The sequence below is a fragment of the Desulfurivibrio modestus genome (genome assembly GCF_044068625.1).
Taxonomy (GTDB): Bacteria; Desulfobacterota; Desulfobulbia; order Desulfobulbales; family Desulfurivibrionaceae; genus Desulfurivibrio.
In genome coordinates this window covers 43,367-68,531 of sequence record NZ_JBIPKH010000003.1, presented here as the reverse complement: position 1 = coordinate 68,531, position 25,165 = coordinate 43,367, and the positions used below count along the sequence as shown (strand labels likewise).

Sequence of the window (25,165 nt, the reverse complement as noted above, 5' to 3'; positions counted from 1 at the left end):
AGAACGGTAAATGCTGGAGCTGTTTCGCAGTGGCGGGCCGCTGATGTATCCCCTGCTGGCCTGCTCGCTCATCATGCTGACGGTGGTGATCGAGCGGGCCATCTTCTGGATTGTGCTGGACTACCATCGTCGGCGGGAGCTGGTGGACGAGGTGCTGGAGCTTTCGCGGCGGGGCCGGTGGGAAACGATCCGGGAAAAGGCGGCCGGCAGCCGGGATTATGTGATCCGGGTGCTGATCAGCGGCATTCTCCACCGGGAGTTTTCCCCCACCAAGGCGATGGAGGCGGCGGCCGGTGACGAGCTGAAAAAGATGCGCCGTTATATGGGGGCCCTGGATACCATGATCACCGTGGCCCCGCTGCTGGGGATTCTGGGCACGGTGGTGGGGATCATCAACTCCTTTGAGATGATCGGCTCGGTGGGGATCGAAGAACCCCGGGCGGTGACCGCCGGCATCGCCCAGGCCCTGATCACCACCGCCGCCGGGCTCAGTATCGCCATCTTCGCGGTCTTTCCCTACAACTATTTCAACGCCCGGGTGGAGAACGCCGCCCGCGGCATCGAAAAATACGCCACCAGCCTGGAGATCGTTTACCAGAAGCTGACCATGCACGAGCGGGGCGCCCACCGGCCATGAAGCTCAACCCGGCCCATATCGGCCTGAAAAAGGCCCGGATCGAGATGCTGCCGCTGATCGATATCGTCTTCCTGGTGCTGGTGGTCTTTATCTATGCCATGCTCTCCATGGCGGTCCATCGAGGGCTGCCGGTGGTGCTGCCCCAGGCGGCGGCCACCACCGTGGAGAGCGACAGTCGGCTGACCATCAATCTCCTGGCCGACGGCACCCTGCTTTTAAACCGGCGGCCCATTACCCCCACCGCGCTACGGGAGACCCTGACGGCAAGGGCCGCGGAGCAACCCCAGCCCACGGTGCTGCTCTTCGGCGACCGCGATCTCGACTACCAGCAGCTTTTTCGGGTGCTGGACCTGATCCGCCAGGCGGGAATCGAACGGATCTCCCTGCAGGCCGAGGCCCCGGACGGACCATGAAACGGCTGCTGGGGGCGGCGGTCCTGGCCCTGCTGCTCCACGCCGGCTTGCTGGGGTGGGGAAATTGGCGGCTGGAACCACTCTCCCGGCCCGATCTGGGCCACCGGGAGCTGACCCTGGAGCTGGCGGCGGTGGCCCCAAGTCCGAGCCCGAAACCGGCCCCCGGGGCCCAACCGTCGCCGGCCCCCGCCCCACAACCCATGCCGGAGCCCATGCCCGAGCCCACCCCCCAACCCGAGCCCGAGCCCGAGCCCGAGCCCGAGCCCGAGCCCGAGCCCGAGCCGAAGCCGGAGCCGAAGCCGAAGCCGAAGCCGGAGCCGTTGGCGTCGCCCCAAGCGGTGGAGCCGATCCCCCCGGAGACGGCCCCGCTGGAACCGGAGCCGGAGCCCGCCCCGAAATCGCAAACCGAGCCCGAACTCCCACCCCGAGCCGAGGCCCCCGATTCGCCCCGGCCCGATTCGCCCCCCCCACCCGGACCGGTCGGCGAGTCCTCACCCGGCCCGGATGCGACCACGGTGGTGGAAGCCCGCCCCCTCTACCGGGACAATCCTCCCCCGGACTATCCGCCGGCCGCCCGCCAGCGCCACCAGCAAGGCACGGTGCTGCTGCGGGTCCTGGTGGATGAAGCGGGACGGGTTCGCGAGGCCGAGGTGGCCACCAGCAGCGGCTATCCCCTGCTGGACCGGGCGGCCCTGCGGGGGGTGCAACAGTGGCGCTTTGAGCCGGGCCGGCGGGGGGCAACCACCATCGCCAGCCGGGTGCTGGTACCGATCCGTTTTGAACTACAATAGCTGAACGTTTACAGCCCGTTAAAGCAACAGGTTGTCGGCCCTCGCGAGAGGTTTACCAATAAATTAAGGGGAAGATAAGACGATGCCTTTTTGGCTTGGACAGATCATAATCCTGCTGCTGCTGGTGGGGCTGCCGGGCGGGGCAATCTCCGGCGAAATCCGGGAATTGACCGACCCCACCGGGCGCCTGGTCCGGCTGCCGGTTACCCCCCAACGGGTAATCTCCCTGGCCCCCAGCATCACCGAAATGGTCTTCGCCCTCCAGCGGCAAGAGCTGCTGCTGGCCACTCCCGAATTCAGCAACTACCCCCCCGCCGCCAAGGAGCTGCCCCGGATCGGCTCCTACGTCCATCCCGACCTGGAACGGATCGTGGCCCATCGCCCCGACCTGGTCCTGGCCACCCGCGACGGCAACCCCCGCCAACTGATCGAGCGGCTCCAGCGATTGGGAATCCCGGTTTTTGCCCTGGACCCCCGTAACCTGGACGAAATCAAGAACACCTTACTGGCTTTGGGCGCAGTACTGGGCGCCGAACCCGTCGCCGCCGAGATCGTCACCGCCATGACCGGGCGTCTGGCCGAGATCGAGGGCCGGGTGGCGGCGGCCCGGCAGCGGCCGCTGGTCTTTTTTCAGGTCGATGCCGAACCCATGGTCAGCGTCGGCGAGCAGACCTTCCTCCATGAGTTGATTGTCCGGGCCGGCGGCCGCAACGCCGCCGCCGGGGGCCCTCCCTATCCCCGTTTCGGCTGGGAGGAGATCCTGCGGCTGCAGCCGGAGGTGGTGATCATCACCTCCATGGCCGGGGGCCAGAGCCCCGAGGAGCTGCTCCGGCAATGGCAGCGCTGGCCCCAGCTGGAGGTGGTGCAAAGCGGCCGAATCCACGTGGTGGATGCCGACCTGTTCGACCGCCCCACCAATCGCCTGGTGGACGGTCTGGAGACCCTGGCCCGCCTGATCCAACCCCAACTCTTTCCCCCGGTCGATCCCGGACTTGACCCGCGGCCGGAAATCAAATAAGGTCGCTCCAGCCATGACCACCTCCCACTTTCCCTCACTGCTTAAAACCTTGCCCCTGCTGCTGCTCGGCGGCGGCCTGCTGCTGGCCGGCGCCGTTTTCCTGGGCTTGAGCGGCGGCTCATCGGGCCTCTCCCCCTCCGATCTGTGGCTGCTGCTGACCAAACCCGAGAGCGCCGACCCGGTCACCGCCGCCATTATCTGGCAGATCCGCCTGCCCCGGGTGGTGATGGCCGCGGCCGCCGGCGCCACCCTGGCCCTGGGCGGCCTGATTTTCCAGGCCCTGCTCCGCAACCCCTTGGCCGAACCCTATATCCTGGGGCTGAGCGGCGGGGCGGCGGTGGGGGCGATTCTGGGGATGATGGCCGGCCTGGCCAACTTCCCCGGGGTTACCCTGCTGGCCTTTGCCGGCGGCATGGCCACCCTGCTGCTGGTGCTGGCCATCGCCGGCAGCCAAAGCGGCGGCGGCAAGGACACCCTGCTCCTGGGCGGGGTGATGATGAACGCCTTTTGCGGCTCGCTGATCATGCTGCTGCTGGCCATAAGCCAGGACGATCAGCTGCGCACCATCCTCTTCTGGCTGATGGGCGATCTCTCCCGGGCCGACCTGCACCATCTCCCCATCCTGCTGCTGCTGCTGCCGGCCATGCTGGTGATCTCCCTGCTGGCCCGGACCCTGAACCTGCTGCTGCTGGGGCGCGATTCCGCCGCCGGTCTGGGGGTGGGGGTCCGCAATGTTTCCCTGCTGCTGCTGACCATGACCTCCTTCATGGTGGGGATCGTGGTCAGCCAGGCCGGGCTGATCGGCTTTGTCGGCCTGGTGGTGCCCCATATTTTCCGGATGCTGGCCGGCCCCGACCATCGGCTGCTGATTCCCGCCTGCCTGCTGGGCGGGGCGGCCTACTTGATCCTCTGCGACCTGCTGGCCCGCTCCCTGCCCACCGGCGGCGAGATGCCGGTGGGGATCGTCACCGCCCTGATCGGCGCCCCGCTCTTTATCTTTCTCCTCTGGAAATCACGGACATGAAGGCCACGGCGACCGGCAGGGAAGCGATCCGGGTAACCGACCTGAGCCTGGCCTATAACGGCCAGCCGGTTCTCCATCGCCTCTACTTCACGGTGGAGGAGGGGGAATTTTTCCTGGTGATCGGCCCCAACGGCAGCGGCAAGAGCTCGCTGATCCGCCTGCTGGCCGGATTGCTGCCCCCCACCAGCGGGGAGATCGCCATCCTGGGCCATAATCCCACCAAGGTCAATCGCCGACTCTTCGCCCGCCGGGTGGCGATGCTGCCCCAGCAGATCCCCGTGGATTTTCCCTTCAAGGTGGCGGAAACGGTGCTGATGGGCCGCGCGCCCCACCTGCGCCCCTGGGAGCTGGAGAAAAAGGAGGATCGCCGGCTGGCGGCCGAGGCCATGGCCTTCACCGGGGTCGATCATCTGGCCGGTCGCCGCCTGGACCAGCTCAGCGGCGGCGAGCGTCAGCGGGTCTTCATCGCCCAGGCCCTCTGCCGCCGCCCGCGCCTGCTGCTGCTGGATGAACCCACCGCCGCCCTGGATCCGGCCCATCAGATCATGATCCTCGATCTGCTGGAACGGCTGCGCCGGGAACAGGGGGTCACGGTGGTGATGGTCTCCCACGACCTCAACCTGGCCGCCATGTACGGTCACCGGCTGCTCCTGCTGGATGGCGGCAAACTGGCGGGGCTGGGGTCGCCGGCCACGGTCCTCAACCGGGAGCGGCTGGAAAAGTGCTACCGTTGCGCCCTGATGGTGGACGAGAACCCCATGGGCGGGGTACCCCGGATAATGCCGATTCCGGAAAAACACCGCTCCCTTTAAGCATCCCCTCCCCCTTAACCTACCATATTTTGTGTTGACTGCCGGCCCGTAGCGCGATATATAGTGGGGCAAGCGGTTTCCGCCCCGTTGGTTACGGGCCGGAACGAAAAGGGAATCCGGTGTGAATCCGGAACTGTCGCGCAGCGGTAATCGGGAACGAACGTTATCGGAACCACTGGCCAGGGGCCGGGAAGGGATAACCAGTAGATAGCACTCCGCCCGAAAGTCCGAAGACCTGCCGTGAAACCGCCGGCCCCGGGTTGCCTGGGGTCGGCCATGATCACTTCGCTGCCTCGCGCAAAGGAGAGCGTTATGCCCCCGATTTCCCCCCCAGCCATGGCCGCCACCCCGGCCGGCCAACCGCCCCAACTGTTCACTTCGATCCGCAAACGCAACCGGCAACTGGTACCCTTCCAGGCGGAAAAGATCACCGCCGCCATCCACAAGGCGGGACTGGCCACCGGTGAGATCGGCCGGCCCGAGGCCCGCCGGCTCACCATGCAGGTGCTGGCCATCGCCCAGAACCTCTTTGCCGCCGACCACGGGGCGGAGCCGGCGCCGCCCACCGTGGAGGAGGTTCAGGACCTGGTGGAGGAGGTGCTGCTCTCCTCCGCCTACAAGCAGACGACCAAGGCCTATATCCTCTACCGGGACCAGCATGCCCGGCTCCGAGAGATGGTGACCCGCACCGATCTGGACCTGATCGACGGCTATCTCCAGAAGCTGGACTGGCAGGTCCAGGAAAACTCCAATATGTCCTACTCGCTGCAGGGCCTGAACAACTACATCTCCAGCGAGGTGAGCAAAAACTACTGGCTCAACAAGATCTATCCCGCCGAGGTGCGCCAGGCTCACCTGGCCGGCGATCTTCATCTCCACGACCTCGGCCAGCTCTCGGTTTACTGCGTGGGCTGGGACCTGCGGGACCTGCTCAAGCAGGGGTTCACCGGGGCGCCGGGCAAGGCGGAGAGCGGCCCGGCCCGGCATTTCCGCAGCGCTCTGGGCCAGATCGTCAACTTCTTCTACACCCTCCAGGGGGAGGCGGCCGGGGCCCAGGCCTTTGCCAGCTTCGACACCCTGCTGGCCCCCTTTATCCGGGCCGACGGGCTGGGCTATCGCGAAATCAAGCAGGCCCTGCAGGAGTTTGTCTTCAACCTCAATGTGCCCACCCGGGTGGGTTTCCAGACCCCCTTCACCAACCTGACCATGGATCTGCAACCACCGACGAGCCTCCGGGAGGCGCCGGTGATCATCGGCGGCGACGAGCAGGAGAGCGTCTACGGCGACCACCAGGCCGAGATGAACCTGCTCAACCAGGCCTTTCTCGAGGTGATGGCCGCCGGCGACAGCAAGGGGCGGGCCTTTACCTTTCCCATCCCCACTTACAATATCACCGCCGATTTCAACTGGGACGACCCCGGCCTGGATAGTCTCTGGAAAATCACCGCCCGCTACGGGCTGCCCTATTTCGCCAACTTCGTCAACTCCGACCTCAGTCCCGACGATGCCCGCTCCATGTGCTGCCGCCTGCGCCTTGACACCCGGGAGCTGGAGAAACGGGGCGGCGGCCTCTTCGGGGCCAATCCCCTGACCGGCTCCATCGGGGTGGTGACCATCAATATGGCCGCCCTGGGCTATCAGGCCGACGACGAAGCCGACTTTTTCCGCCGCCTGGACCGGCTGATGGAGATCGCCCGCACCTCGCTGGAAACCAAGCGCAAGGTGCTGGAAAACTTCACCGCCAAGGGGCTTTACCCCTACACCCGCTACTATCTGCGCCAGGTGGAGCAGCGCTTCGGCCGCTTCTGGGAGAACCACTTCTCCACCATCGGCCTGATCGGCAGCAACGAGGCCTGTCTCAACCTGCTGGGCAAGGATATCGGCACCAAAGAGGGGCAACAGTTCGCCCTGCGGATTCTCGACCATATGCGGGAGCAGCTCCGCCGCTTCCAGGAGGAGACCGGCAACCAGTACAACCTGGAGGCGACCCCGGCCGAGGGCACCGGCCACCGGCTGGCCAAGCTGGACGCCCGCCGTTTTCCGGCCCTGGCCGCCTCCCTGACCTGCGCCGGGGAAGCGGGCTTGCCCATCTACACCAACTCCACCCAGTTGCCGGTCAATTACACCGATGATATCTTCGCCCTGCTCGACCATCAGGATGAGCTCCAGGCCAGATACACCGGCGGCACCGTGGTCCACTGCTTTCTGGGCGAGGCCGAGATCGATCCCCAAGCGGTTAAATCCTTCGTCAAAACGGTCTGCCACCAGTACCGGATCCCCTATTTCACCCTGACCCCCACCTTTTCCATCTGCCGGGAGCACGGCTATCTGGCCGGGGAACAGCAGCCCTGTCCCCACTGCCAGACCCCCACCGAGGTTTACTCCCGGGTGGTGGGCTATCTTCGCCCGGTGGAACAGTGGCACGAAGGCAAGCAGGCGGAGTTTGCCGCCCGTTCCCGTTACCGGCTGCCGGCGCCCGGCGGGCCGGTTCAGCCGTGAAGATCGGCGGCTTCCACCCGGCCAGCTTCATCGATTACCCCGGCCGGGTGGCGGCGGTGATCTTCACCCAGGGGTGCAACTTCCGCTGCCCTTACTGCCACAACGCCGAGCTGATCGCCACCGATCGCCCGGCCCTTTACGACCAGGAGGAGATTATCGCCCGGCTGGCCTCGCGCCGGGGCAAGCTGGGGGGGGTGGTGATCAGCGGCGGGGAGCCCACCCTCCAGGAGGGGCTGCTCCCCTTCTGCCGCCGCCTGCGCCAGCTGGGGCTGGCAGTGAAGCTGGACACCAACGGCAGCCGACCGGAGGTGCTGGCCGAGCTGCTGACCGCCAAGGCGGTGGATTATATCGCCATGGACTTGAAGGCGCCCCTGAAGCGCTACCGGCAACTGACCGGGGCGGCGGTGGCCGCGGAGACCATTCGCCGCTCCAGCCGCCTGATCGCCGCCGGCGGCATCCCCCATCACTTTCGCACCACCAACTTCACCCCCCTGCTGGGGCCCGACGATCTGGCCGCCATCCGCCGGGAGGTCCCGGTCGGATCGGTCCACAAGGTCCAGCCCTGCCAGGAAGTGCTTGTCAAGCCGGACTTTATTGCTTAAATATCCCACCCATGCTTACCATAATCGCGTTATACCTGGGACTGGGGGCGGTGGCCGGGGTCCTGGCCGGACTGCTGGGGATCGGCGGCGGCCTGGTGATCGTGCCGCTGCTGGTCTTTGCCTTCACCTGGCAGGGGCTGCCCCCGGAACATCTGATGCACCTGGCCCTGGGCACCTCCCTGGCCAGTATCATCTTCACCGCCGTCTCCAGCTTCATGGCCCATCACAAGCGGGGAGCGGTGCGCTGGGAGGTGGTGGGCCGGATCACCCCGGGGGCGCTCATCGGAACCCTGGCCGGCACCTTTCTGGCCGCGGCCCTCTCCACCGCCTTTCTCAAGATCTTTTTCGCCCTTTTTCTCTACTTCGTCACCTGGCAGATGCTGAGCGGCCGCAAACCCCAACCCGGTCGGGAACTGCCGGGAACGGCGGGGATGCTGGGGGTGGGCGGTGGAATCGGGGTTTTTTCCAGTCTGGTGGGGATCGGCGGCGGCACCCTCTCGGTACCCTTCATGCTCTGGTGCAATATCGGACTCCACCAGGCCATCGGCACCTCGGCGGCCATCGGTTTTCCCATCGCGGTGGCCGGCACCATCGGCTATCTCCTCAACGGCTGGCAGGTTACGGAGCTGCCGGCCTGGTCCCTGGGCTATATCTACCTGCCCGCCCTGGCCGGGATCGTGGCCGCCAGCGTCTTTACCGCCCCATGGGGGGTGCGCCTGGCCCACAGCCTGCCGGTGGCCAAGTTGAAGAAAGTTTTCGCCATCCTGCTGCTGGCGGTGGCCACCCGGATGTTGTGGACAGCCCTCTGATCAGCGACAATCAACCACCCCCTCCTCGGTGACCAGGTAGTGCAGCCGCTGGTCGTGGGGCTGCAGCACCAGGGGCTCTTCACTGACCTGACAGGCGAAGGCCAACCCGATCCGGACGGCCCGGGGAGCGGCGTTGGCCAGAAAACGATCGTAATAACCCCCGCCATAGCCCAAGCGACCGCCCCGGCGATCAAAGGCGCTGCCCGGCACCAGCACCAGGTCCAGCTCGGCCGGGTTCAATCGCTGGCAGAGCCGCGGGTCCGGCTCGGGAATCCCGCAGTAACCTGGCCGCAGTTGCCGGGCCGGCTCGGTCAGCAGGTAAATTTCCAACTGCTTGGCCGCCACCACGGTCCGGGGCACCGCGATTCGGCACCCCGGCGGCAGAAAAGCGTCCAGACCGGGCAGGGTCTCCACCTCGCTGCGGAAGTGGAGATAGACCATCACCAGCCGGGCCGAGGCCACCTCCCCGATCCCCGCCAGGGCGCGGTGAATGGCGGCACTCTTTTGCCGCCGCTCCTCCGGGCCCAGGGCGTCCCGGGCCGCCAGCATCTCTCTTCTCATCTCCTCCCCTTCCTTATCGCTTGACCGCTTTAGCGTTGCACAGAAACGCTCAGGGCCATGAAACGATCCGGCCGCCGCTGGCCATCGAACTCCTGGCTGCGCACGACGCTGGTGATCGCCACCTTGATCCCGTCGTAGGTCGCGACCAAACCATATTGCGCATCCAGCACCAGAATTTTTCTGTCCACCCGGTGACTGTCGCGAAAGGTGTTGCCGTCCAGGAAGATGTTGCGCCCCACCAGACGGGCTTCCGTTCCGATAAACAGGTAACCGCTCCAGCCGGGGGTTTTGCGAAAATAGCCGGCCCCCGGCAGGCTGGGCCGGATCCGGGGCGGCCCGTTGTCGCCCCCCAGCCCCTTCCCCAGGCGCCAGGTTAGCCCTCCCCCCAGGTGGATGTCGGCATTGCCCAGGGCCAAGCCGGCATGGGGAATCAGGTCCGCTTCCACGCCTTCAGCGCCCCGGGGCGACAAAGGGTGGCGCCATTGCCGGTCCCAGTAGAGGTTGATCACCGGCTCGTTGCGCAACTGATGCTCCCAGCCCATGGGTTCCTCGGAACCGCTGACCTGGTCATGCCACCAGGTCTGGACCTCCCGGCCCATGGCATAGGGCCCCACCACCCCCAGTTGCAGTTCGAAATTGCTAACCATCTGGATTCTGCCGCCCGCATCCTTTTCGGCCCGGACCAGGCCCAGGCCCAGATAGAGATAACCGGCATAGGGCCGCTCCTCGGGCTGTAACTCACGGACGGAAATATCCGCCGGAGTATAGATATTTTGCCCCAAGGCCAGGTTGGTCCGCCAGGACTCCTGCTGCCGGCTGTGGGACAAATAGGGCAGGAGCTCGGCGATCCGGTTGAGCCAGTCGTCCCGTACCACCCCGGAATAGTAGGAAAAGCGGGTGCCGTGGGTAAAGTGGCGGTCGGTCCCCCGCAACATGTCGTTCTCAATGACGGCCGTGTAGATGCCGCCACTCTCCTCGGCCGCCAGGGGAGAGGGCCCGCCAAGACTTACCGCCAGCAAAAACGCCAGGAGCGCCACCGAAAATTTACCGAAATTTAACATAAAAAAACAACACCACAACAAGGCTCTCGGCTTGCCAGCCCCACCAGGTTTGAGTATCTTCCTCAAGAAATTGTTCAAGAAAAATTTCCATTTCATCATTATAGCTTAATCACTCGACCAACTCGCCCTTTGCATGGCATAATGAACATATGTTTTTTTTTGCGCCAACATTCCACCGCCACCCCGCTCCGCCCGGCCCGCCACCCGGACTGACCTTGGCGCTCACCCTGCTGGCCGCCACCCTGCTCCTCGCCCTGCCGGCGGCCAACGCCGAACCGATCCGCCCCATCCCCCTGGCGATCGACTACGACCCCGGCAAAGCCGCCCTGGGCAAGGAGCTGTTCCACGACCCCCTGCTCTCCCTGGACCAAACCGTCTCCTGCGCCTCCTGTCACGACCTGGCCGGCGGCGGCCATGATCCCCGGCCGGTTTCCACCGGAATCATGGGGCGGCAGGGCACCATGGCCGCCCCCACCGTATTCAACGCGGTGTTCAATTTTCGCCAGTTCTGGAACGGGCGGGCCGCCGACCTCAAAGAACAGGCCGCCGGCCCCCTCCAGGACCCCCGGGAGATGGGGATGAGCCCTGACGAGGTGGAGCGGCGACTCAGCGCCGTGGAAGATTACCGTCGAACCTTCAGGGAGCTTTACGGCGGCAACCGGGTCCGCTTCGACGACGTCCTGGATGCCCTGGCCGAATTTCAACGGGCCCTGGTCACCCCCAACAGCCCTTTTGACCGGTATCTGCGGGGCGAAACGCCCCTGCCCCCCCAGGGCCCTGCAGGGCTACCACACCTTCAAGGAGATCGGCTGCGTTACCTGCCACAACGGCATCAACCTGGGCGGCAACTCCTTCCAGAAGATCGGGGTGATCAATCCCACCGAATACCGGGAAGAGGTGGCCGACCGTTTCAACGTAACCGGCAACCCCGCCGACCGCCATCTTTTCAAGGTGCCGACCCTGCGTAACATCGCCCTGACCGCCCCCTATTTCCACAACGGCTCCTGCCCCAGCCTGCCCGAGGCCCTGGAGCAGATGGCCTTCCACAATCTGGGGCTGGAGATTCCCAAGGAGCAGGAACAGGATCTCATCGCCTTCCTGCGCACCCTCACCGGGGAGAAACCGGCCATTCTGGACGAGGGGAGCCGCTAGCCGCCATGCGCCTGAAAATTCACCTGACCATCGCCGTCGCCTGCCTGGTGGGCATTCTCTTCGGCTACTATCTGAAGGGGGCCAAGGAGCAGACCACCGTTCGCCTGACCCTGCTCAACCAAATCACCCTTCTGGAACGGCAACAGAAGCAACTGGACAGTGAAATTCTGCACAGCGCCTTTTTCCTTTACCACGATTATGACCGCATTCACGCCACCTTGAGGCAAATCAAACACACCCTGACCAGCGCCATGGAGCTCCACGCCGGCATCAGCGGCAACCATTCCCAGGTTTGCGACCTGCTGACCGGCTACCGGCAAATGGTCGAATTGAACGAGGAACGGATCATCCGCCTGCTCACCCTCAACTCAATGCTGAAAAACTCGGCCATGTACATCCCCCAGCTCACCCGCCAGGCCGGACTGGATGCGCCCACTCTCGACCCCCACTATCACGTTCTGCTGACCGATCTCAACTCCACTCTCCATCTGAGCCGCAACAGTTTGGACCCGGATCTGCTGCGGGGCCTCTCCTTATCCCTGGAGGCCCTGGCCACCCACCCTCCCCCCCCGGGCACCGAACATCTTCATCCGCTCCTGCTGGCCCACGGCCGGGTTTTCGCCGAGACGCTGCCCGATTACAGCCGGCTCCTGGCCGCCATCCTCCAGCCCGCCGCCGGCAACCTGCTTTGGCAACTGCAGGAGGCGCTGAAAACGGAAAACAGCCACTGGCTGATCCGGCTCAACCGGCTCACCTACATCTTTTTCGGCGCCTTTCTGGCCGCGATGCTGCTGGTTGTCGCCCTGCTGCTCAAAACCGAACGGGAGAACCTGGCCTTAAACCGGCTGTCCGCCGCCCTCAGCGCCGCCGCCACCACCGATAATCTGACCCAGCTGGCCAACCGTTTCGCCTTCGATCACGACCAGGAGAGCCGCCGCCGTCCTCTGCTTTTCCTGGTCAATATCGACGACTTCAAACATATCAACGATCTTTACGGGGTCCAGACCGGGGATTATGTCCTGGTCGATCTGGCGGCCCGGCTGGAGAAGCTCTCCGCCCCCGGCAATTGGTCCCGCTGTTATCGCCTGGGTGGTGACGACTTTGGTCTGCTGCTGGAGGAGCCGGCGGATTTCACCCCGGATAACCTGGCCCAGACCATCGTCGCGGCGGTGGAGGGAGAGCTTTTTGTCCACCGGGAGCAACCGATTCGGCTCAGTATCTCCATGGGAATCTCCCGCCAGCGCCCCCTGCTGGAAACCGCCGACATGGCCCTGAAGGAGACCAAAAGGCTCAAGCGGACCAAATTCACCATTTACCGCAGCGAGCTGAATATCCAGGCCCGAATCGCCGCCAACCTGCAGATGCTGCAAAAGGCCCGCCGGGCCCTGGCCGAGGATGATATCCTGGTCTACTACCAGCCGATCTTCGATAACCTCAGCGGTGAGATCGCCCGCTACGAGTGCCTGGTCCGAATGCGGGACGAGGATGGCGCCATCCTCACCCCGGGCCACTTCCTGGATCTGATCAAGGAGTCATACCTCTATCCCCAGTTCACCAAACAGGTGGTGGCCAAAAGTTTCAGCGACTTTGCCGACTGCCGCTACTCCTTCTCCATCAACCTGGCCCTAACCGACATTCTGGACAGCGAGGTGCGGGATTATCTCCTGGCGATGATCGACGCCAATCCCGCCACCGCGGCTCGTCTCACCTTTGAAATTCTCGAAAACGAAGGGATGAAAAATGTGGAGGAGGTGCGCTCCTTCATCGCGCGGGTCAAGCAGGCGGGCTGCCAGATCGCGGTGGATGATTTTGGCTCCGGCTACTCCAACTTTGCCCATCTGCTGACCCTGCAGGTGGACACCCTCAAGATCGACGCCTCCCTGATCCGCAACCTCGATCACGACACCCAGGCCCGGGTGATGGTCCATACCATCGTCGATTTCTGCCGCAGGCTGGGGATTAAAACGGTGGCCGAATTTGTCCATTGCGCCGCGGTCCACCAGGTGGTGAAGGAGCTGGGCATCGACTATTCCCAGGGCTTCCACCTGGCCGAACCGGCTCCCCGGCCCCTCCATCTCTCCAGAGCTTAACCGACTCCACCCTCCTCGGTGCCCCCTTTGCTGCTGTGGTTGAAGGCTCCATCCCAGTCGGGAGGGGGGGGGTGGCGCAGAAAGTGGCGCAGGCGAGCGCGGTAAAGGCAGTAAAGCCGGCAGCCCGAGTTTTGCCGATGCAGGGCCTCGATAATCTCCAGGGCGGCGGCAAACTCCCGCCGACGATAGAGGGCCAGGGCCCGGTGATAGCGCTCCAGCTCCACAAGCAGGGCGGGGTCCAGCTCGGTGGGCAACCCCAATGGCTCGAAAACCACCACCGCTTTTTCCTTCCCCTTGACCCGCACCTTGTCCAGTTCCCGGTAGAGGTATTCGGGCACCAGGTCCCGGGTGGACTCGCTGACCATGATCTCAACCCCGTACTGGACGGTCAGGGCCTCCAGGCGGGAGCCGATATTGACCGCGTCCCCCAGCACGGTATAGGCCACGCGAAACTCCGACCCCATGTTGCCCACGTTCATCATGCCACTGTTGAGGCCGATGCCGATCCTGACCGGCGGCCACCCCCGGGCCTCGAACTCCTCCCGAAGGCGGGGCAACTCCCGCACCATGGCCAGGGCGGCGGCCAGGGCGTGGCGGGCATGCTCGGGATCGGGCAGGGGCGCCCCCCAGAAAGCCATGATTGCGTCACCCATGTACTTGTCGATGGTGCCCCGATGCTGATGGATGATCCGGGTCATGGGGGTGAGCATGGCGTTCATCAGCCGGGTCAGCTCGGGGGCCTCCAGCCCCTCGGAGATGGTGGTGAACCCCCGGACATCGGAGAAGAGTACCGTCATCTCCCGGGTCTCCCCCCCCAGCCCCAGCTCCTCGGACCTGGCGGCCATCTCCGCCACCAGCTCCGGCGGTACGTACTGGCCAAAGGCCTTGCTGATCCGGCGCTTCCGGCGCCCCTCGAAGAAGTAGTTGAACAGGGTCACCACCATGAACAGCACCACCAGGGTGGCCAGGGGGTAAACCAGGCCCACCACCGCCTGCTGCTTGAAGAAAAAGTGATAGTTGGCCGCCACCGTGCCCCCGATCAGCAGCAGGGCACCCATCCCCCCGGCCAGGGGACCGCCATGGGCCAGAAGGGCGGTAAGCAGCAGCCCGCCGACGACCACCGTGGCGTAGGTCAGGCCGATCTCGGTGTAGATATCGTGGACCAAAGGGTCACCGGCGATGAGGTTGTCGACGATGGTGGCCTGGATCTCGACCCCGGGAAAGACATGGGAGAAGGGGGTGGCCCGCAGATCCATGAGTCCGGCCGCCGAGGTCCCGATCAGGACGATCTTGCCGGCCAACCCCTCCGGAGCGGGATCATTGAGCAGATCCACCGCCGAGAGGTAGGTAAATGAGTAAGCAGGACCCCGGAAATTGACGCTGAGCTGGCCCTGCTCGTCGGTGGGAATAAAACGCGACCCCAAAGAGAGCCCCAGCAAGGCGTGCCGACCGCCATGGGCCACGGGATCGGCGTGGATCACCAGGGCCTCCTCCCCCAGGGCGATCCGGGTCAGCTCCAGGGCCAGGGAGGGGTACGGCACCCCATCCATCATCATCAGCAGGGGGACCCGGCGGACGGTGCCGTCGATGTCGGGGAAGACATTGAAGAAACCCTCACTGAGGGCCTGGGAGATCTCTGGAATATTGAGAATTGGCCGGTAGGCGGGGATCAGGGCCAGACCGGCAAAGCCGATCTCCGGCGGCTCAAGGCGGATCAGGGCGGCGGGGAAAGGGGCGGCCGCTTCCTCCTTGAGTCCGTCATCCCGGAGCTGGAAAACGTAGCCCAGCACCGAAGGCAGCTCGGCCAGGGTTTCCCCCAGAATCCGGTCATAGTCCAATTCTCCACCTTGCAGGAGTTCCCCGATCAGCCCCGGCTCAAACAGGGTTAACCGGCGGCGCTCCAGCTCGGCCAACAGGGCGGCGGGGGAGGTGCGATCCGGCTCGGCGAAAACGATATCGACCCCGATGGCCGCCGCCCCCCCCTTCCCGGCATGGCTCAATAAACGGGCCACCAGGTGACGGGGCCAGGGCCACTGCCCCACTTCCCGCAGGCTGCGCTCGTCGATATCGACGATCACCACCCGGTCGCCCGGAGCCGCCACTCCCCGCCAGTGAAACATGGTATCGACCACCCGCTGGTCCAGGGCGCTCAGCAGGCGCGGCTTCTGGGTCCCGAAGGAGTAAAAAAAAGATACGGCCGCCAGGATCACCAGGCAGCCGATCTTAAAAGGGGTAAGCTTGAACCGGCGAGCCAGCAAGGCAGGCGACTGGCGCATCACTCTCCCGGGCGGCGGCGGCAGGAGTTACCACTCACCCCGGGTGCCCCCGAAGATCCCCAGATATTGGGCGAAATCGGTCTCGGCCTGGAAGTTGCCACCGATGGAGCGGGCATCGGGGCCGAAAAAGGAGCCGCTGATCCCGCTCTCCGGATAGGGGGTCCCCCCACCCAGGCCCGAGACGGAGGTGATCTCCGCCGCGAAACCGCTGCTGGTCAGACTGGACGCGCCGCCGACCAACAGCTCGACCTCGGCGAAAGAGATAACTCCGCTCACCGCCGCGGCGGTGGCGCCGAAATCGATGCTCAGGTTGGTGGTACCGCCGACCAGATCGGTGATTGCGTCGTTAAGGACCATCACCCCTTCCGCTCCCCCCACGTAGTCACCCACCACATTGCCGGCAGTGATCAAATCCTGCACCACCACGGCCGGGGTCGGCTCTCCGGCCACCCAGAAGGAACCGCGCGAGCTGAGGATCTGGGCGTCGCCGGAAAACGGATCATCGAAACTGAGGGCCCAGTAACCCCAGGAGAGGTGCTCGGCCAGGGGGTCGGCATAATTGCCGCTGCCCCCCAGAAAGTTGCCATGGGGGTTGAGCCCGGTGCCGGTGATCTCCCCGGCCAGGTGGTGGTCGGTGACATAGAAGCCGCCGACCTCCAGGCCGCCCACCGTGTAATCGCCGTCGATCGCCTGGAGGTTATCGATGCCGCCGCTGAAGGTTCCCGCCTGCCGATCGATCGCCAGCGAGAAATCAACCGCCTCGGTGCTGCGCAACAGGGTTGGCGCCGCGCCGGGCTCGGCGCTCAGGTTCAGCGCCATCCCGGTGGCAAAGCCCTGCCAGGAGGCGGGCAGGTCGGGGTCGAAATAGACGAAGAGGGGGTCGCGGTAGGCCCCGGCCGCCACCGACCAGGTTTCAGTGACGCTCTCCTGGTCGAGCAAGGAGATCATCTGCCCCTGGGCGGTGAGACCCAGCCCCTGATATTCACTGCCGTAAAACTGGGCGAAGGTTCCACCCCCGACAATGGCCCCCGGAGGGGGCCCGTTGAAACCGCTGCCCCGGTCCTGGCCGAACAGACCGACGGTGGCCAGCCCGCTGCCATCCACCCGGGCCAGGAGATAAACCGGCAGCAGGCGTTCATCGTCATAATCGGTGAAATAGCCCACGGCCTGGCCGGTGCGCCAGTTCACCGCCAGCGCCACGCTGCCGAAAATATTGTCCATATGGTCGGCAAAGTCGAGATCACCTGCCCCGGCGAAGATCCCGCCATAGATGGCGCCGCCGCTTACCGGCATCAGGCTGGCAGTAGTTTCCAGACCATGGAAGAGCAGCAGATCCTCCTTGGCAAAACCGGTGGCGGTCTCGGTATAATCCCATTGGTTGTAAACCCAAAACTCCCCCCGATTGTCCACCATGGTCATGCTGAAACGGTCGTTCAGCACGAAGGTATCCCCCCCCCCCCGACGACTCATAAGAGAAATCTTCATACCACCAGACCTCGCCGTAATCCCCGTCACTGAACCCGCTCTGACCATTTTCCAGCAGGAGCTCGGGCTCAATTGCCGTCAGGATGGCGGGCTTGGTGGTCAAGAGCAGGTCCTCCCGGCCAAAATCGCCGACCTGCTCACTCCCTTCGCTGTACCACACCCGAATGCCCCGGCCGGAATAAGCGGCGGACCCGATAACCTCCTGCTCCAGCTCCTCCTGGCCGGCCTCGGTGATGACCTCGCCAACCTGCTCCACCACGGGATCATCGGCAACCACCGGGGGCGTTGCGGACTCAACGGGCTCATCGCCTATCACCCCGGCCCACTCATCCACCGGCTCGGCCTCGCTATCCTCCCCCGCCGCGGCCTCCTCGGCGGCAGCTTCCTCGGCGGCCTCCTCTTCCTCGGGCAGCCCCTCCTGCAACTCCTCCAGTTCGGCGCCACTGAACCGGGCCGGCGGCGCCGGGGGCTCCTCCCGCGACCTCACCCGGGTGCCCAGGCCGGGGACGGTGATCTCCACCCTACCCGCCGGGTTGCTGACGACAATACCGGTCCCTCCCTGGAAGACCACGGTCAACATGCCGTTGCTGACCCGGCCGGCGTACATGGAGCCCCGGATGCCGATGGTGGCGGCGGGGGTTTCGGTGGTGAAGTTCTCCGGCGAGGTCCGGGCGATACTGCCGCCCATTACCCGGAAAGCCCCCTGGTTGACCCGGGTGGTCAATTCACCCTGCCGCTGGTCCCACTGGTAAGCGGCCACCTCCAGTTCGGCGTTGCCCCCCAGGCTGACGATGGTGTTGTCGGTGAACATCAACTGGAGCCGGCCCGATGGCCCGGTCTGGATGGTGTCGCCGACATAAACCGGAGATTTGACCGCCAGCGGCCTCTTTTCCCCCGCCTGGTCCACGGCGGTCACCTGGCCCCGCAGAGCCACCACCATGGCGACTCCTTCCGCCTCCGCCGCCTTGAGCGGCACCGCCCAACCGGCGGCGGCCAGCAGAAGAAACAGGGCCGCGAAAAAAGTGATCGACTGCAATCGGCTGTGCTGATCCATAGGAGAACTCCCGTCAAGCTTCCGGCAGCCGCCCAAGTCGGCGGCCGCCCTGGCTGGCCCCGCCTAGAAGGTGTAGGTCAGGGCCAGGTCGTAAACGTTCTTGGTGTATTCGTAAATGGGGATGGAGGAATCGGTGTCGGTCCGGGCATAGGCCAACTGGCCGCTGAGACCGCGCCGGGAATCGGCGGAGCGCCAGAGAACCCGGGAGAAGCCGAAATTGAGGTAGAGCGACTCATCCTCGCGGGTTTTGGCGAACAGCGGATGGGGATCCTCATAGTCGGTCTCGGTCAGCCGCGCCACGGCAAAAAAGGCCAACTCCCAGGGCAGGCGGCGATCATAGCGCAGGGTCAGCCGCCAGCGGTCGTAGGAGTGCAGGCCCAGCTCGGCGTTCTCCTTTTCATACCCGGCCGTAAGCCCCAGGCGGTTGGGGCCGAGACTGAATACCGGCCCCAGGTTGACGGCGACATTGGTGGCATCCTTGGCGCTGTCCTGATGGTACTTCCTCTCCTGCACGGTCAGCCCACCACTGACCGCCCAGCGGGGCGAGGCGATCCAGGTGGCGGCGGCGCCGGCCCCCATGATCCCCAGGTAGCGATCATATCCCAGGTCGATATGGTGAAAGTTGAGCGAGCCCTGGAGCAGCAGCCGCTCCCGGCGCCAACTGGGACCGGTGCCCAGGCCGTAGAGATTGAGATCCATATCGTTGACCGACTCGTGGAAGACGTTGTAGTTGGTGAGGGAGGTCTTCCAGGACCAGGGACTGCTGTAACGGGGACGATATACGTGATTGAGTACCAGGTTGGTGTTGAGCAGCGAATCGCTCTCCCGGTCAAAACTCAAGGGGACTATGTAGACAAAATCATGGGGGGCGGCGCGGACATTATCGTCGTAGCCGGCGCCCACGGTGAAAAGACCGTTGATGAAGTGGCGTTTTTCCGCCGCCTCGATGGCCGCCAGAAAACGTTGCACGTTCTGCCAGATCGCCTCCGGGGGGTTGGTGGCCAGCACCTCCTGGAAATACCGGCGGGCGATCTCGTTGGAGTCCAGCTTCAGATAGGAGCGGGCCAGCTCCAGTTTGGCCCGGGCCGCTTCGGGGTTGGCCATCAGCACCCGCTCATAGGCCATCACCGCCTCTTCGTAGCGACCCGACTCGAAGGCGGCCCGGCCCAACTGGAAATTCACCTCCGGGTGGGCCGGGTTTTGCTCGAAGAGCGCAAAGAAGCTACGATAAGCGGTATCGAAGTCGCCGGCGGCCAGCGCTTGACGCCCGGCCAGCAGCGGATCTTCGGCGGCCGCCGCCGGTCCGGACCAGCAAAGACAGCCGGCGGCCAGGATCAGGGCGATAAGGAGGGAAGGTTTCCTGGGCATGGCCTCTCCCTTACAGAAAAATTGATAATTTATTGGGATCAGCGCCCAGAGTACCCACTCTCCACGCCCAAGGTCAATTATTTTTTTTCCCCGATACCCCTATAACCCCTTGCGTTCGAAAAAGCTGAAGAGCAGGAGGGCCACCACCACCAAGCCGCCGATCACCAGCCAGTGGTTGACCCCAAGCAGGGCCGGCAGCGACAGGGCGCCGTAGGAACCCAGCGGCCGCAGGTGGGTTTGCACCAGGGGGTAGATAAAGGCGAAAATCAGCCCGCCCAGCAGCATGCCGATGATCGGCCAGATCACGTGGTAGCGCCCTTCACCCAGGGCGCCGACACTGGTGCCCGGGCAGTAGCCGATCAAGGCCCAGCCGACGCCGAAGAGCAGCCCGCCCACGGTCTGCAGGCCCAGGCTCAAGGCCCGGGGAGCAAAGGAGATCATCCCCAGATCGGCCAGCAGATGGATGCCGATGGCACCAACGATGATGGTACTCAGCATGAATTTGACGATGGTCATGTCCCGCAGCCGCATGGCCCCCACCTGGCGCTCGAAACGCAATACCTCCGCCTGCTGCAGCAGAATGCCGAAGAAAATCCCGGTTACCAGTCCCATGATCAGCGTCATCACTTACCTCCCCGATAGATAATGCGCGCGGTGATAATGCCGCCGACAAAGAACATCGCCAAAGCCAGCAGGCTGCTGACTCCCAACTGACTGACCCCGCTGACCCCGTGGCCGCTGGGGCAGCCCCCCGCCATCCGGGCGCCGAGCATCACCAGGACCCCGCCGAGCAGGGAGTGGACAATCCGCAGGCCCAGCCGATCACCGAACCTGGCCACCCACATGGGGGGCAGCCTCTCCAGCTTGAAGGTCCCGGTGAGCAGGGAACTGATAAAGGCTCCGATCCCGATCCCCAAAACAAACAGCAGCTGCCAGTTGGGGAAGGAGGCCCCGGTCAGGGCGCCGCCCCTGACCTGATAGAAGTCCAGGTGGCTGAGATCGATCCCCACCAGATCCACCAGCCAGGTGGCGGCCCGGGGGAAGGTGGTGGAGGTGCCGAAGAACTGATTGGCAAACAGGACGCTGGCGGTGAGCAGCAGCCCGGCCAGGCCTCCCAGCAGATAGGGTTTGTACCATTTCGACGTAGCCATTTCGCCTCCTTGAATAAGTTAGCCGTTGAACCTGGCGGCATCTTAGCACACCCCTGGCGGCCAGTGGAAGCGGATCTGATTTTTTTTTGAAGGGAATCTGAGCGGGGGGCAAAAAACTAGAGACAAACCATGGCGCTGCCCTTTTGCTGGCAGGCGATGGTGAGCCGGGGCAAGGAGCCGGCGGGCCGGCCGTTGAGGGCGGCGGCGACCGTCTGCTCGGCCAGGGCCGGGGTGTTGTTGGTTTCACTGAGATGGGAGAGCACCACCTGCTTCAACTCCCGGTGCAGCAGCCGGGCCAGGAAGGCGCCGGCCTCGTGGTTGGCCAGATGCCCATGGCGGGAACGAACCCGTTGCTTGAGGGCCGGGGGATAGGGCCCCTCCAGCAGCATCGCGAGATCGTGGTTGGCCTCCAGCACCAGGGCGTGGCAGCCGCTTAGGCGGTGATGAACCAGGCGGGAGACCGACCCCAGATCGGTACAATGGCCCAGCAACCGGCCGCCGACCTTGAGCAGAAAACCCACCGGTTCGGCGCAGTCGTGGGGAATGGCGAAGGGGTGAACCTGGATATTGCCGCAAACAAAGGTGGTGCCGGCGGCAAACTCCTGAACCGCCGCGAGGTTGGCCAGGTTCGGCCCGGCCGCCGCCAGGGTGGCCCGGTTGGCCAGCACCGGCAGGCGGTGGCGGCGGGAAAGCACCCCCGCCCCCCGGGTATGATCGCCATGTTCGTGGCTGATCAGGATGGCGGTCAGGTCGGCGGCGTCAACCCCCAGGGCCGCCAGCCGGCCTTCGATCTCCCGACCGGAAAAACCGGCATCGATCAGCAGCCGGGTACCACCCGCCTCCACGTAAGTGGCGTTGCCCTTGCTGCCGCCCCCCAGCACGCAGAATCGCAGGCCGCTCTCACTCATCCAGGGCGTCCCAGTCCAGCAGCCCGTCATCCAGGGGACCCAGGGCCACGGCACTCAGGGGGCGGACAAAGATCCCTTCGGCCAGGGTCTGGATATCGGCGGCGGTTACCCGGTCAAAGCCGGCCAGAATTTCCGCCAGGGGCAGATCGCGGTTGAAGTTGAGCACATTGCGGGCCAGACGACACATTCGGGCCTCGGGATTCTCATCGGCCAGCATGATCACCGCCCGGGCATAATCCCGGGCCTCGGCCAGCACCTCGGCGGGGATCGGTTCGCGGGCCAGGCGGCGGATCTCTTTGCCCACCAGCCCCACCGCCTCCTCGGCCGCCAGGGGATCCACCCCCAGATAAACCCCCAGGGCGCCACTGTCGCTGTTGGTGTTCAGGTAGGAGTACACCGAGTAGGCCAACCCGCGCTTTTCTCGAATCTCCTGAAAGAGGCGGGAGCTCATATTGCCGCCCAGCACCGTGTTGAGCAGCTGCAGGGCGTAGCGGTCCGGATCGGCTTCCCCCAGGCCGTAGGTGCCCATCACCAGATGGACCTGCTCCAGTCCCCGGTCGAAAATCCGCCGGACCGGCTCCCGGAACTCCGGGGCCCGGCGCGAGCCGGCGGCGGAATCGGCGGCCCGCTCGCCGGGCCCACGCGGCATGGAGCCGAAGGGTTGGGCCCACAGTTGGCGGAAGCTGTCATGCTCGACCTGGCCGGCGGCGGCGATTAAAATCCGGCCGGGGGTATAGTGGCGCTGCACATAATCCAGCAGATGATGGGGGGTAAGGGCGCCGATCACCCGGGGAGAACCCAGCACCGTGTTACCCAAAGGATGCCGCCCCCACAGTTCCCGGTTGAAGAGATCGTGGACCAGGTCGTCGGGGGTATCCTCCACCATGGCGATCTCCTGGAGGATCACCTCCCGCTCATTATCCACCTCGGCGGGGAGAAAGCTGGAGTTGAGGACGATATCGGCCAACAGGTCGGCCAGTTGGGGCAGGCGGTCGGCCAGGACGGTGGCGTAAAAACAGGTGGTTTCCGTGGAGGTGAAGGCGTTGGCCATCCCCCCCATCACATCGAATTCGCGGGCAATCTGGTGGGCATTGCGCCGACCGGTGCCCTTAAAAAGCATATGTTCGACAAAATGGGAGCTGCCGTTGGTCAGGTCATGTTCATCACGGGCCCCGGCCTCGATCCAGACCCCCACCGAAACCACCCGTGAGTCGGTGGTTTCGGTGGCGATCCGCAACCCATTATCCAAAGTGCTTTGCTGGCACATGGCGGGGGAGCCCGGGGGGCTGGCGGGGCGGTTCAACTGTTCTCTTCGGCCAGGACCGCCTTGCGGCTCAAACGGATTTTGCCGCGGCCGTCGATCTCCAGAACCTTGACCCGCACCTCATCGCCCTCCTTGAGGACGTCGGTGACCTTCTCCACCCGGCGATTCTCCAGCTCGGAGATATGGACCAGGCCGTCGGTGCCGGGCAGGATCTGGACGAAGGCGCCGAAATCCATGATCTTCTGCACGGTGCCGGTGTAGATCTTGCCAATCTCCGCCTCGGCGGTGATCGAGCCGATCACCTCCCGCACCTTGTCGGCCACCTCGCCGTTGGGGGCGAAGATCTTGACCCGACCGTCGTCCTCGACATCGATCTTGACTCCGTAATCGGCGGTGATGGAACGGATCATCTTGCCCCCCGGGCCGATCAGGTCGCGGATCTTGTCCGGGTGGATATTGATGGTGAACAGTTTGGGGGCGTGTTCCGGCACATCCGCCCGGGAGGTGGCCAGGGCCTGGCTCATCTTCTCCAGGATATGGAGTCGACCGGCCTGGGCCTGGGAAAGGGCCTGGCTCATGATCTCCCGGGATACCCCCTCGATCTTGATATCCATCTGCAGGGCGGTGATCCCGTCCTCGGTACCGGCCACCTTGAAATCCATATCCCCCAGGTGATCCTCATCACCGAGAATGTCGGAAAGGATGGCGATATCGTCACCATCTTTGATCAGGCCCATGGCGATGCCGGAGACCGGTTTTTTCAAGGGCACGCCGGCATCCATCAGGGAGAGCGACGCTCCGCAGATGGTGGCCATGGAGGAGGAGCCGTTGGACTCCAGCACCTCGGAAACCACCCGGATGGTGTAGGGAAAGGTTTCGCTGTCGGGCAGCACCGCCGCCACCGCCCGTTCCGCCAGGGCGCCGTGGCCGATATCGCGACGGCTGGGACCACGCAGGAAACGGGCCTCCCCCACGCAGTAGGGGGGGAAGTTGTAGTGGAGCATGAAGGGCTTGAAGGACATGCCGCTCAAGGATTCAATCCGCTGCTCATCGTCGCCGCTGCCCAGGGTGGCGCTGACCAGCACCTGGGTCTCGCCCCGGGTGAAGAGGGCCGAACCATGGACCCGGGGCAGGGCCGCCACTTCGCAACTGATGGGGCGCACCTCGTCCAGGCGGCGATTGGCGATCCGCTTCTTCTCCTTGACGATCTGACCGCGCATCACGCTCTTCTTGAGATCGTAGAGCAGCTCTTTGGCCTCTTTCAGCTTGGCCGCCAACTGATCGGAAGCACTCAACTCCTCCTTGAGCTGGGCAAGCACTTTACCCTCCAGGGCGTGAAAAGCCTCGCCCCGGGCCATCTTGTCGGCGGTGCCGGTCACCTCGAGCATCCCGGGGCCGGCCAATTCAGCCACCCGGACCCGCAGTTGCTCATCCACCTCCGGCGGCTTGACCTCCATCTTGGCCCGACCCACCGCCTGGCGCAACTCCTCCTGGATGGCGATCAGGGGCTGCATCGATTCGTGGGCGAAGAAGATGCCGTTCATCACCTCCTCCTCGGAGAGGCTGTCCGCCCCGCCCTCCACCATCACCACCGCCTTGGCGGTGCCCGCCACGATCAGGTCCAGCCTGGAGTTCTTGCGCTGCTCGCTGGTGGGGTTGAGGATGTAGTTGCCGTCCACCATCCCCACCCGGACTCCGGCGATGGGGCCGTTGAAGGGGATATGGGAGACCGAGAGGGCGGCGGAAGCACCGATCATCGCCATCATATCCGGCTCATTTTCATGGTCGGCGGAAAGTACGGTGGCGATAATCTGGGTCTCATTCTGGTAGCCGGCGGCAAAAAGGGGCCGCAGGGGGCGATCGATCAGGCGGCAGGAGAGGGTTTCCTTCTCAGTGGGACGGCCGATCTCGCGGCGGAAGAAGCTGCCGGGAATTCGGCCCACCGCGTAAAAACGCTCCTGGTACTCCACGGTAAGCGGCAGAAAGTCCACCGACTCCCGGGGTTCGCGGGCGGCGGTGGCGGTAACCAGCACCATGCTCTGTCCGTAAGTGACCAATACCGCGCCGCTGGCCTGCTTGGCCAGCCGTCCGGTTTCAATGGTTAGGGTTCTGCCGGCAAGTTCCACACTGATCTTCTTTTCCATCTTCTTCTCTTCTCCTCTGACATTCGCTTAGGGGCCCGGTTCGCAC

22 protein-coding genes and 1 riboswitch are annotated in these 25,165 nt (G+C 64.7%); of the genes, 12 read left to right on the top strand and 10 right to left on the bottom strand.

Translation table 11 applies throughout. The annotated features are described in order from the left end of the window. Positions 1 to 10: 10 nt before the first annotated feature. From ACHHRT_RS03095 to ACHHRT_RS03055, 9 genes are all read left to right on the top strand, one after another. A complete protein-coding gene (locus ACHHRT_RS03095) occupies positions 11 to 637 on the top strand; it encodes a MotA/TolQ/ExbB proton channel family protein (RefSeq protein ID WP_395497591.1) in 627 nt (208 codons plus the stop codon). Beyond that, positions 634 to 1,050, top strand: a complete 417-nt coding sequence (locus ACHHRT_RS03090; RefSeq protein WP_395497589.1) for an ExbD/TolR family protein — start codon at positions 634 to 636, stop codon at positions 1,048 to 1,050. Before ACHHRT_RS03095 ends, ACHHRT_RS03090 begins: the two co-directional genes overlap by 4 nt. Then, complete coding sequence (locus ACHHRT_RS03085) at positions 1,047 to 1,841, top strand: energy transducer TonB (RefSeq protein WP_395497587.1); 795 nt, start codon at positions 1,047 to 1,049, stop codon at positions 1,839 to 1,841. The genes ACHHRT_RS03090 and ACHHRT_RS03085 overlap by 4 nt, the downstream gene beginning before the upstream one ends. Positions 1,842 to 1,923: 82 nt before the next feature. Beyond that, positions 1,924 to 2,859 (top strand): ABC transporter substrate-binding protein, encoded by a 936-nt coding sequence (locus tag ACHHRT_RS03080; protein ID WP_395497585.1) that lies wholly within the window; start codon positions 1,924 to 1,926, stop codon positions 2,857 to 2,859. Positions 2,860 to 2,872: 13 nt separating this feature from the next. Beyond that, entirely contained in the window at positions 2,873 to 3,883 is a 1,011-nt protein-coding gene (locus ACHHRT_RS03075; protein ID WP_395497583.1) for a FecCD family ABC transporter permease, read from the top strand. After that, entirely contained in the window at positions 3,880 to 4,695 is an 816-nt protein-coding gene (locus tag ACHHRT_RS03070; protein WP_395497581.1) for an ABC transporter ATP-binding protein, read from the top strand. The genes ACHHRT_RS03075 and ACHHRT_RS03070 overlap by 4 nt, the downstream gene beginning before the upstream one ends. A gap of 56 nt (positions 4,696 to 4,751) precedes the next feature. After that, positions 4,752 to 4,952: riboswitch (cobalamin riboswitch) on the top strand. A gap of 55 nt (positions 4,953 to 5,007) precedes the next feature. After that, positions 5,008 to 7,194: a ribonucleoside triphosphate reductase gene (locus ACHHRT_RS03065; protein WP_395497579.1), complete on the top strand. Its 2,187-nt coding sequence runs from the start codon at positions 5,008 to 5,010 to the stop codon at positions 7,192 to 7,194. Then, entirely contained in the window at positions 7,191 to 7,796 is a 606-nt protein-coding gene (locus ACHHRT_RS03060; RefSeq protein WP_395497577.1) for an anaerobic ribonucleoside-triphosphate reductase activating protein, read from the top strand. The genes ACHHRT_RS03065 and ACHHRT_RS03060 overlap by 4 nt, the downstream gene beginning before the upstream one ends. 11 nt (positions 7,797 to 7,807) lie before the next feature. Next, the gene (locus tag ACHHRT_RS03055; protein ID WP_395497575.1) at positions 7,808 to 8,605 is read left to right on the top strand and encodes a sulfite exporter TauE/SafE family protein; all 798 of its coding nucleotides are present in this window, start codon (positions 7,808 to 7,810) and stop codon (positions 8,603 to 8,605) included. Here ACHHRT_RS03055 and ACHHRT_RS03050 read toward each other — a convergent pair whose 3' ends face one another. Both ACHHRT_RS03050 and ACHHRT_RS03045 read right to left on the bottom strand, forming a co-directional pair. After that, positions 8,606 to 9,166 carry a 5-formyltetrahydrofolate cyclo-ligase gene (locus ACHHRT_RS03050; protein ID WP_395497573.1) on the bottom strand — a complete coding sequence of 187 codons (561 nt, stop codon included), beginning with the start codon at positions 9,164 to 9,166 and terminating at the stop codon, positions 8,606 to 8,608. It abuts the gene before it with no gap. Between the two features lie 29 nt (positions 9,167 to 9,195). Continuing rightward, the gene (locus ACHHRT_RS03045; protein WP_395497571.1) at positions 9,196 to 10,203 is read right to left on the bottom strand and encodes a lipid A deacylase LpxR family protein; all 1,008 of its coding nucleotides are present in this window, start codon (positions 10,201 to 10,203) and stop codon (positions 9,196 to 9,198) included. Between the two features lie 239 nt (positions 10,204 to 10,442). Between ACHHRT_RS03045 and ACHHRT_RS03040 the strand changes: the two genes are divergently transcribed. The 3 genes from ACHHRT_RS03040 to ACHHRT_RS03030 are packed head-to-tail and all read left to right on the top strand — an operon-like array spanning position 10,443 to position 13,469. Then, positions 10,443 to 11,195, top strand: a complete 753-nt coding sequence (locus ACHHRT_RS03040; protein ID WP_395497569.1) for a cytochrome-c peroxidase — start codon at positions 10,443 to 10,445, stop codon at positions 11,193 to 11,195. Next, positions 11,179 to 11,379: a c-type cytochrome gene (locus ACHHRT_RS03035; RefSeq protein WP_395497567.1), complete on the top strand. Its 201-nt coding sequence runs from the start codon at positions 11,179 to 11,181 to the stop codon at positions 11,377 to 11,379. The genes ACHHRT_RS03040 and ACHHRT_RS03035 overlap by 17 nt, the downstream gene beginning before the upstream one ends. Positions 11,380 to 11,384: 5 nt before the next feature. Beyond that, positions 11,385 to 13,469, top strand: a complete 2,085-nt coding sequence (locus ACHHRT_RS03030; protein WP_395497565.1) for an EAL domain-containing protein — start codon at positions 11,385 to 11,387, stop codon at positions 13,467 to 13,469. Here the strand turns inward: ACHHRT_RS03030 and ACHHRT_RS03025 are convergent. The 8 genes from ACHHRT_RS03025 to pnp all read right to left on the bottom strand — a co-directional run bounded on the left by ACHHRT_RS03025 (position 13,466) and on the right by pnp (position 25,119). Further along, positions 13,466 to 15,745 (bottom strand): CHASE2 domain-containing protein, encoded by a 2,280-nt coding sequence (locus ACHHRT_RS03025; protein ID WP_395497563.1) that lies wholly within the window; start codon positions 15,743 to 15,745, stop codon positions 13,466 to 13,468. The genes ACHHRT_RS03030 and ACHHRT_RS03025 overlap by 4 nt on opposite strands. Positions 15,746 to 16,985: 1,240 nt before the next feature. Continuing rightward, a complete protein-coding gene (locus ACHHRT_RS03020; RefSeq protein ID WP_395497561.1) occupies positions 16,986 to 18,284 on the bottom strand; it encodes a FecR family protein in 1,299 nt (432 codons plus the stop codon). 63 nt (positions 18,285 to 18,347) lie between these two features. Further along, complete coding sequence (locus ACHHRT_RS03015; protein WP_395497559.1) at positions 18,348 to 19,652, bottom strand: surface lipoprotein assembly modifier; 1,305 nt, start codon at positions 19,650 to 19,652, stop codon at positions 18,348 to 18,350. Positions 19,653 to 19,751: 99 nt separating this feature from the next. Further along, on the bottom strand, positions 19,752 to 20,276 hold the full coding sequence (locus ACHHRT_RS03010; protein ID WP_395497557.1) for a DUF6691 family protein: 525 nt from the start codon (positions 20,274 to 20,276) through the stop codon (positions 19,752 to 19,754). After that, positions 20,276 to 20,803 carry a YeeE/YedE thiosulfate transporter family protein gene (locus ACHHRT_RS03005; protein WP_395497555.1) on the bottom strand — a complete coding sequence of 176 codons (528 nt, stop codon included), beginning with the start codon at positions 20,801 to 20,803 and terminating at the stop codon, positions 20,276 to 20,278. Before ACHHRT_RS03005 ends, ACHHRT_RS03010 begins: the two co-directional genes overlap by 1 nt. Positions 20,804 to 20,919: 116 nt before the next feature. After that, on the bottom strand, positions 20,920 to 21,711 hold the full coding sequence (locus ACHHRT_RS03000; protein WP_395497553.1) for an MBL fold metallo-hydrolase: 792 nt from the start codon (positions 21,709 to 21,711) through the stop codon (positions 20,920 to 20,922). After that, entirely contained in the window at positions 21,704 to 23,014 is a 1,311-nt protein-coding gene (locus ACHHRT_RS02995) for a M16 family metallopeptidase (protein ID WP_395497551.1), read from the bottom strand. The genes ACHHRT_RS03000 and ACHHRT_RS02995 overlap by 8 nt, the downstream gene beginning before the upstream one ends. Further along, the gene (gene pnp, locus ACHHRT_RS02990) at positions 23,011 to 25,119 is read right to left on the bottom strand and encodes a polyribonucleotide nucleotidyltransferase (protein WP_395497549.1); all 2,109 of its coding nucleotides are present in this window, start codon (positions 25,117 to 25,119) and stop codon (positions 23,011 to 23,013) included. The genes ACHHRT_RS02995 and pnp overlap by 4 nt, the downstream gene beginning before the upstream one ends. Between the last annotated feature and the right edge of the window lie 46 nt (positions 25,120 to 25,165).

What these genes read in the sequence shown, in the direction of transcription:
- pnp (WP_395497549.1), bottom strand. Translation starts at nt 25,119, where the DNA reads ATGGAAAAGAAGATCAGTGTGGAACTTGCCGGCAGAACCCTAACCATT.
- ACHHRT_RS03030 (WP_395497565.1), top strand. Translation starts at nt 11,385, where the DNA reads ATGCGCCTGAAAATTCACCTGACCATCGCCGTCGCCTGCCTGGTGGGC.
- ACHHRT_RS03055 (WP_395497575.1), top strand. Translation starts at nt 7,808, where the DNA reads ATGCTTACCATAATCGCGTTATACCTGGGACTGGGGGCGGTGGCCGGG.
- ACHHRT_RS03015 (WP_395497559.1), bottom strand. Translation starts at nt 19,652, where the DNA reads ATGCCCAGGAAACCTTCCCTCCTTATCGCCCTGATCCTGGCCGCCGGC.
- ACHHRT_RS03090 (WP_395497589.1), top strand. Translation starts at nt 634, where the DNA reads ATGAAGCTCAACCCGGCCCATATCGGCCTGAAAAAGGCCCGGATCGAG.
- ACHHRT_RS03095 (WP_395497591.1), top strand. Translation starts at nt 11, where the DNA reads ATGCTGGAGCTGTTTCGCAGTGGCGGGCCGCTGATGTATCCCCTGCTG.
- ACHHRT_RS03070 (WP_395497581.1), top strand. Translation starts at nt 3,880, where the DNA reads ATGAAGGCCACGGCGACCGGCAGGGAAGCGATCCGGGTAACCGACCTG.
- ACHHRT_RS03080 (WP_395497585.1), top strand. Translation starts at nt 1,924, where the DNA reads ATGCCTTTTTGGCTTGGACAGATCATAATCCTGCTGCTGCTGGTGGGG.
- ACHHRT_RS03005 (WP_395497555.1), bottom strand. Translation starts at nt 20,803, where the DNA reads ATGGCTACGTCGAAATGGTACAAACCCTATCTGCTGGGAGGCCTGGCC.
- ACHHRT_RS03010 (WP_395497557.1), bottom strand. Translation starts at nt 20,276, where the DNA reads ATGACGCTGATCATGGGACTGGTAACCGGGATTTTCTTCGGCATTCTG.
- ACHHRT_RS03085 (WP_395497587.1), top strand. Translation starts at nt 1,047, where the DNA reads ATGAAACGGCTGCTGGGGGCGGCGGTCCTGGCCCTGCTGCTCCACGCC.
- ACHHRT_RS03075 (WP_395497583.1), top strand. Translation starts at nt 2,873, where the DNA reads ATGACCACCTCCCACTTTCCCTCACTGCTTAAAACCTTGCCCCTGCTG.
- ACHHRT_RS03000 (WP_395497553.1), bottom strand. Translation starts at nt 21,711, where the DNA reads ATGAGTGAGAGCGGCCTGCGATTCTGCGTGCTGGGGGGCGGCAGCAAG.
- ACHHRT_RS03025 (WP_395497563.1), bottom strand. Translation starts at nt 15,745, where the DNA reads ATGCGCCAGTCGCCTGCCTTGCTGGCTCGCCGGTTCAAGCTTACCCCT.
- ACHHRT_RS03065 (WP_395497579.1), top strand. Translation starts at nt 5,008, where the DNA reads ATGCCCCCGATTTCCCCCCCAGCCATGGCCGCCACCCCGGCCGGCCAA.
- ACHHRT_RS03020 (WP_395497561.1), bottom strand. Translation starts at nt 18,284, where the DNA reads ATGGATCAGCACAGCCGATTGCAGTCGATCACTTTTTTCGCGGCCCTG.
- ACHHRT_RS03050 (WP_395497573.1), bottom strand. Translation starts at nt 9,166, where the DNA reads ATGAGAAGAGAGATGCTGGCGGCCCGGGACGCCCTGGGCCCGGAGGAG.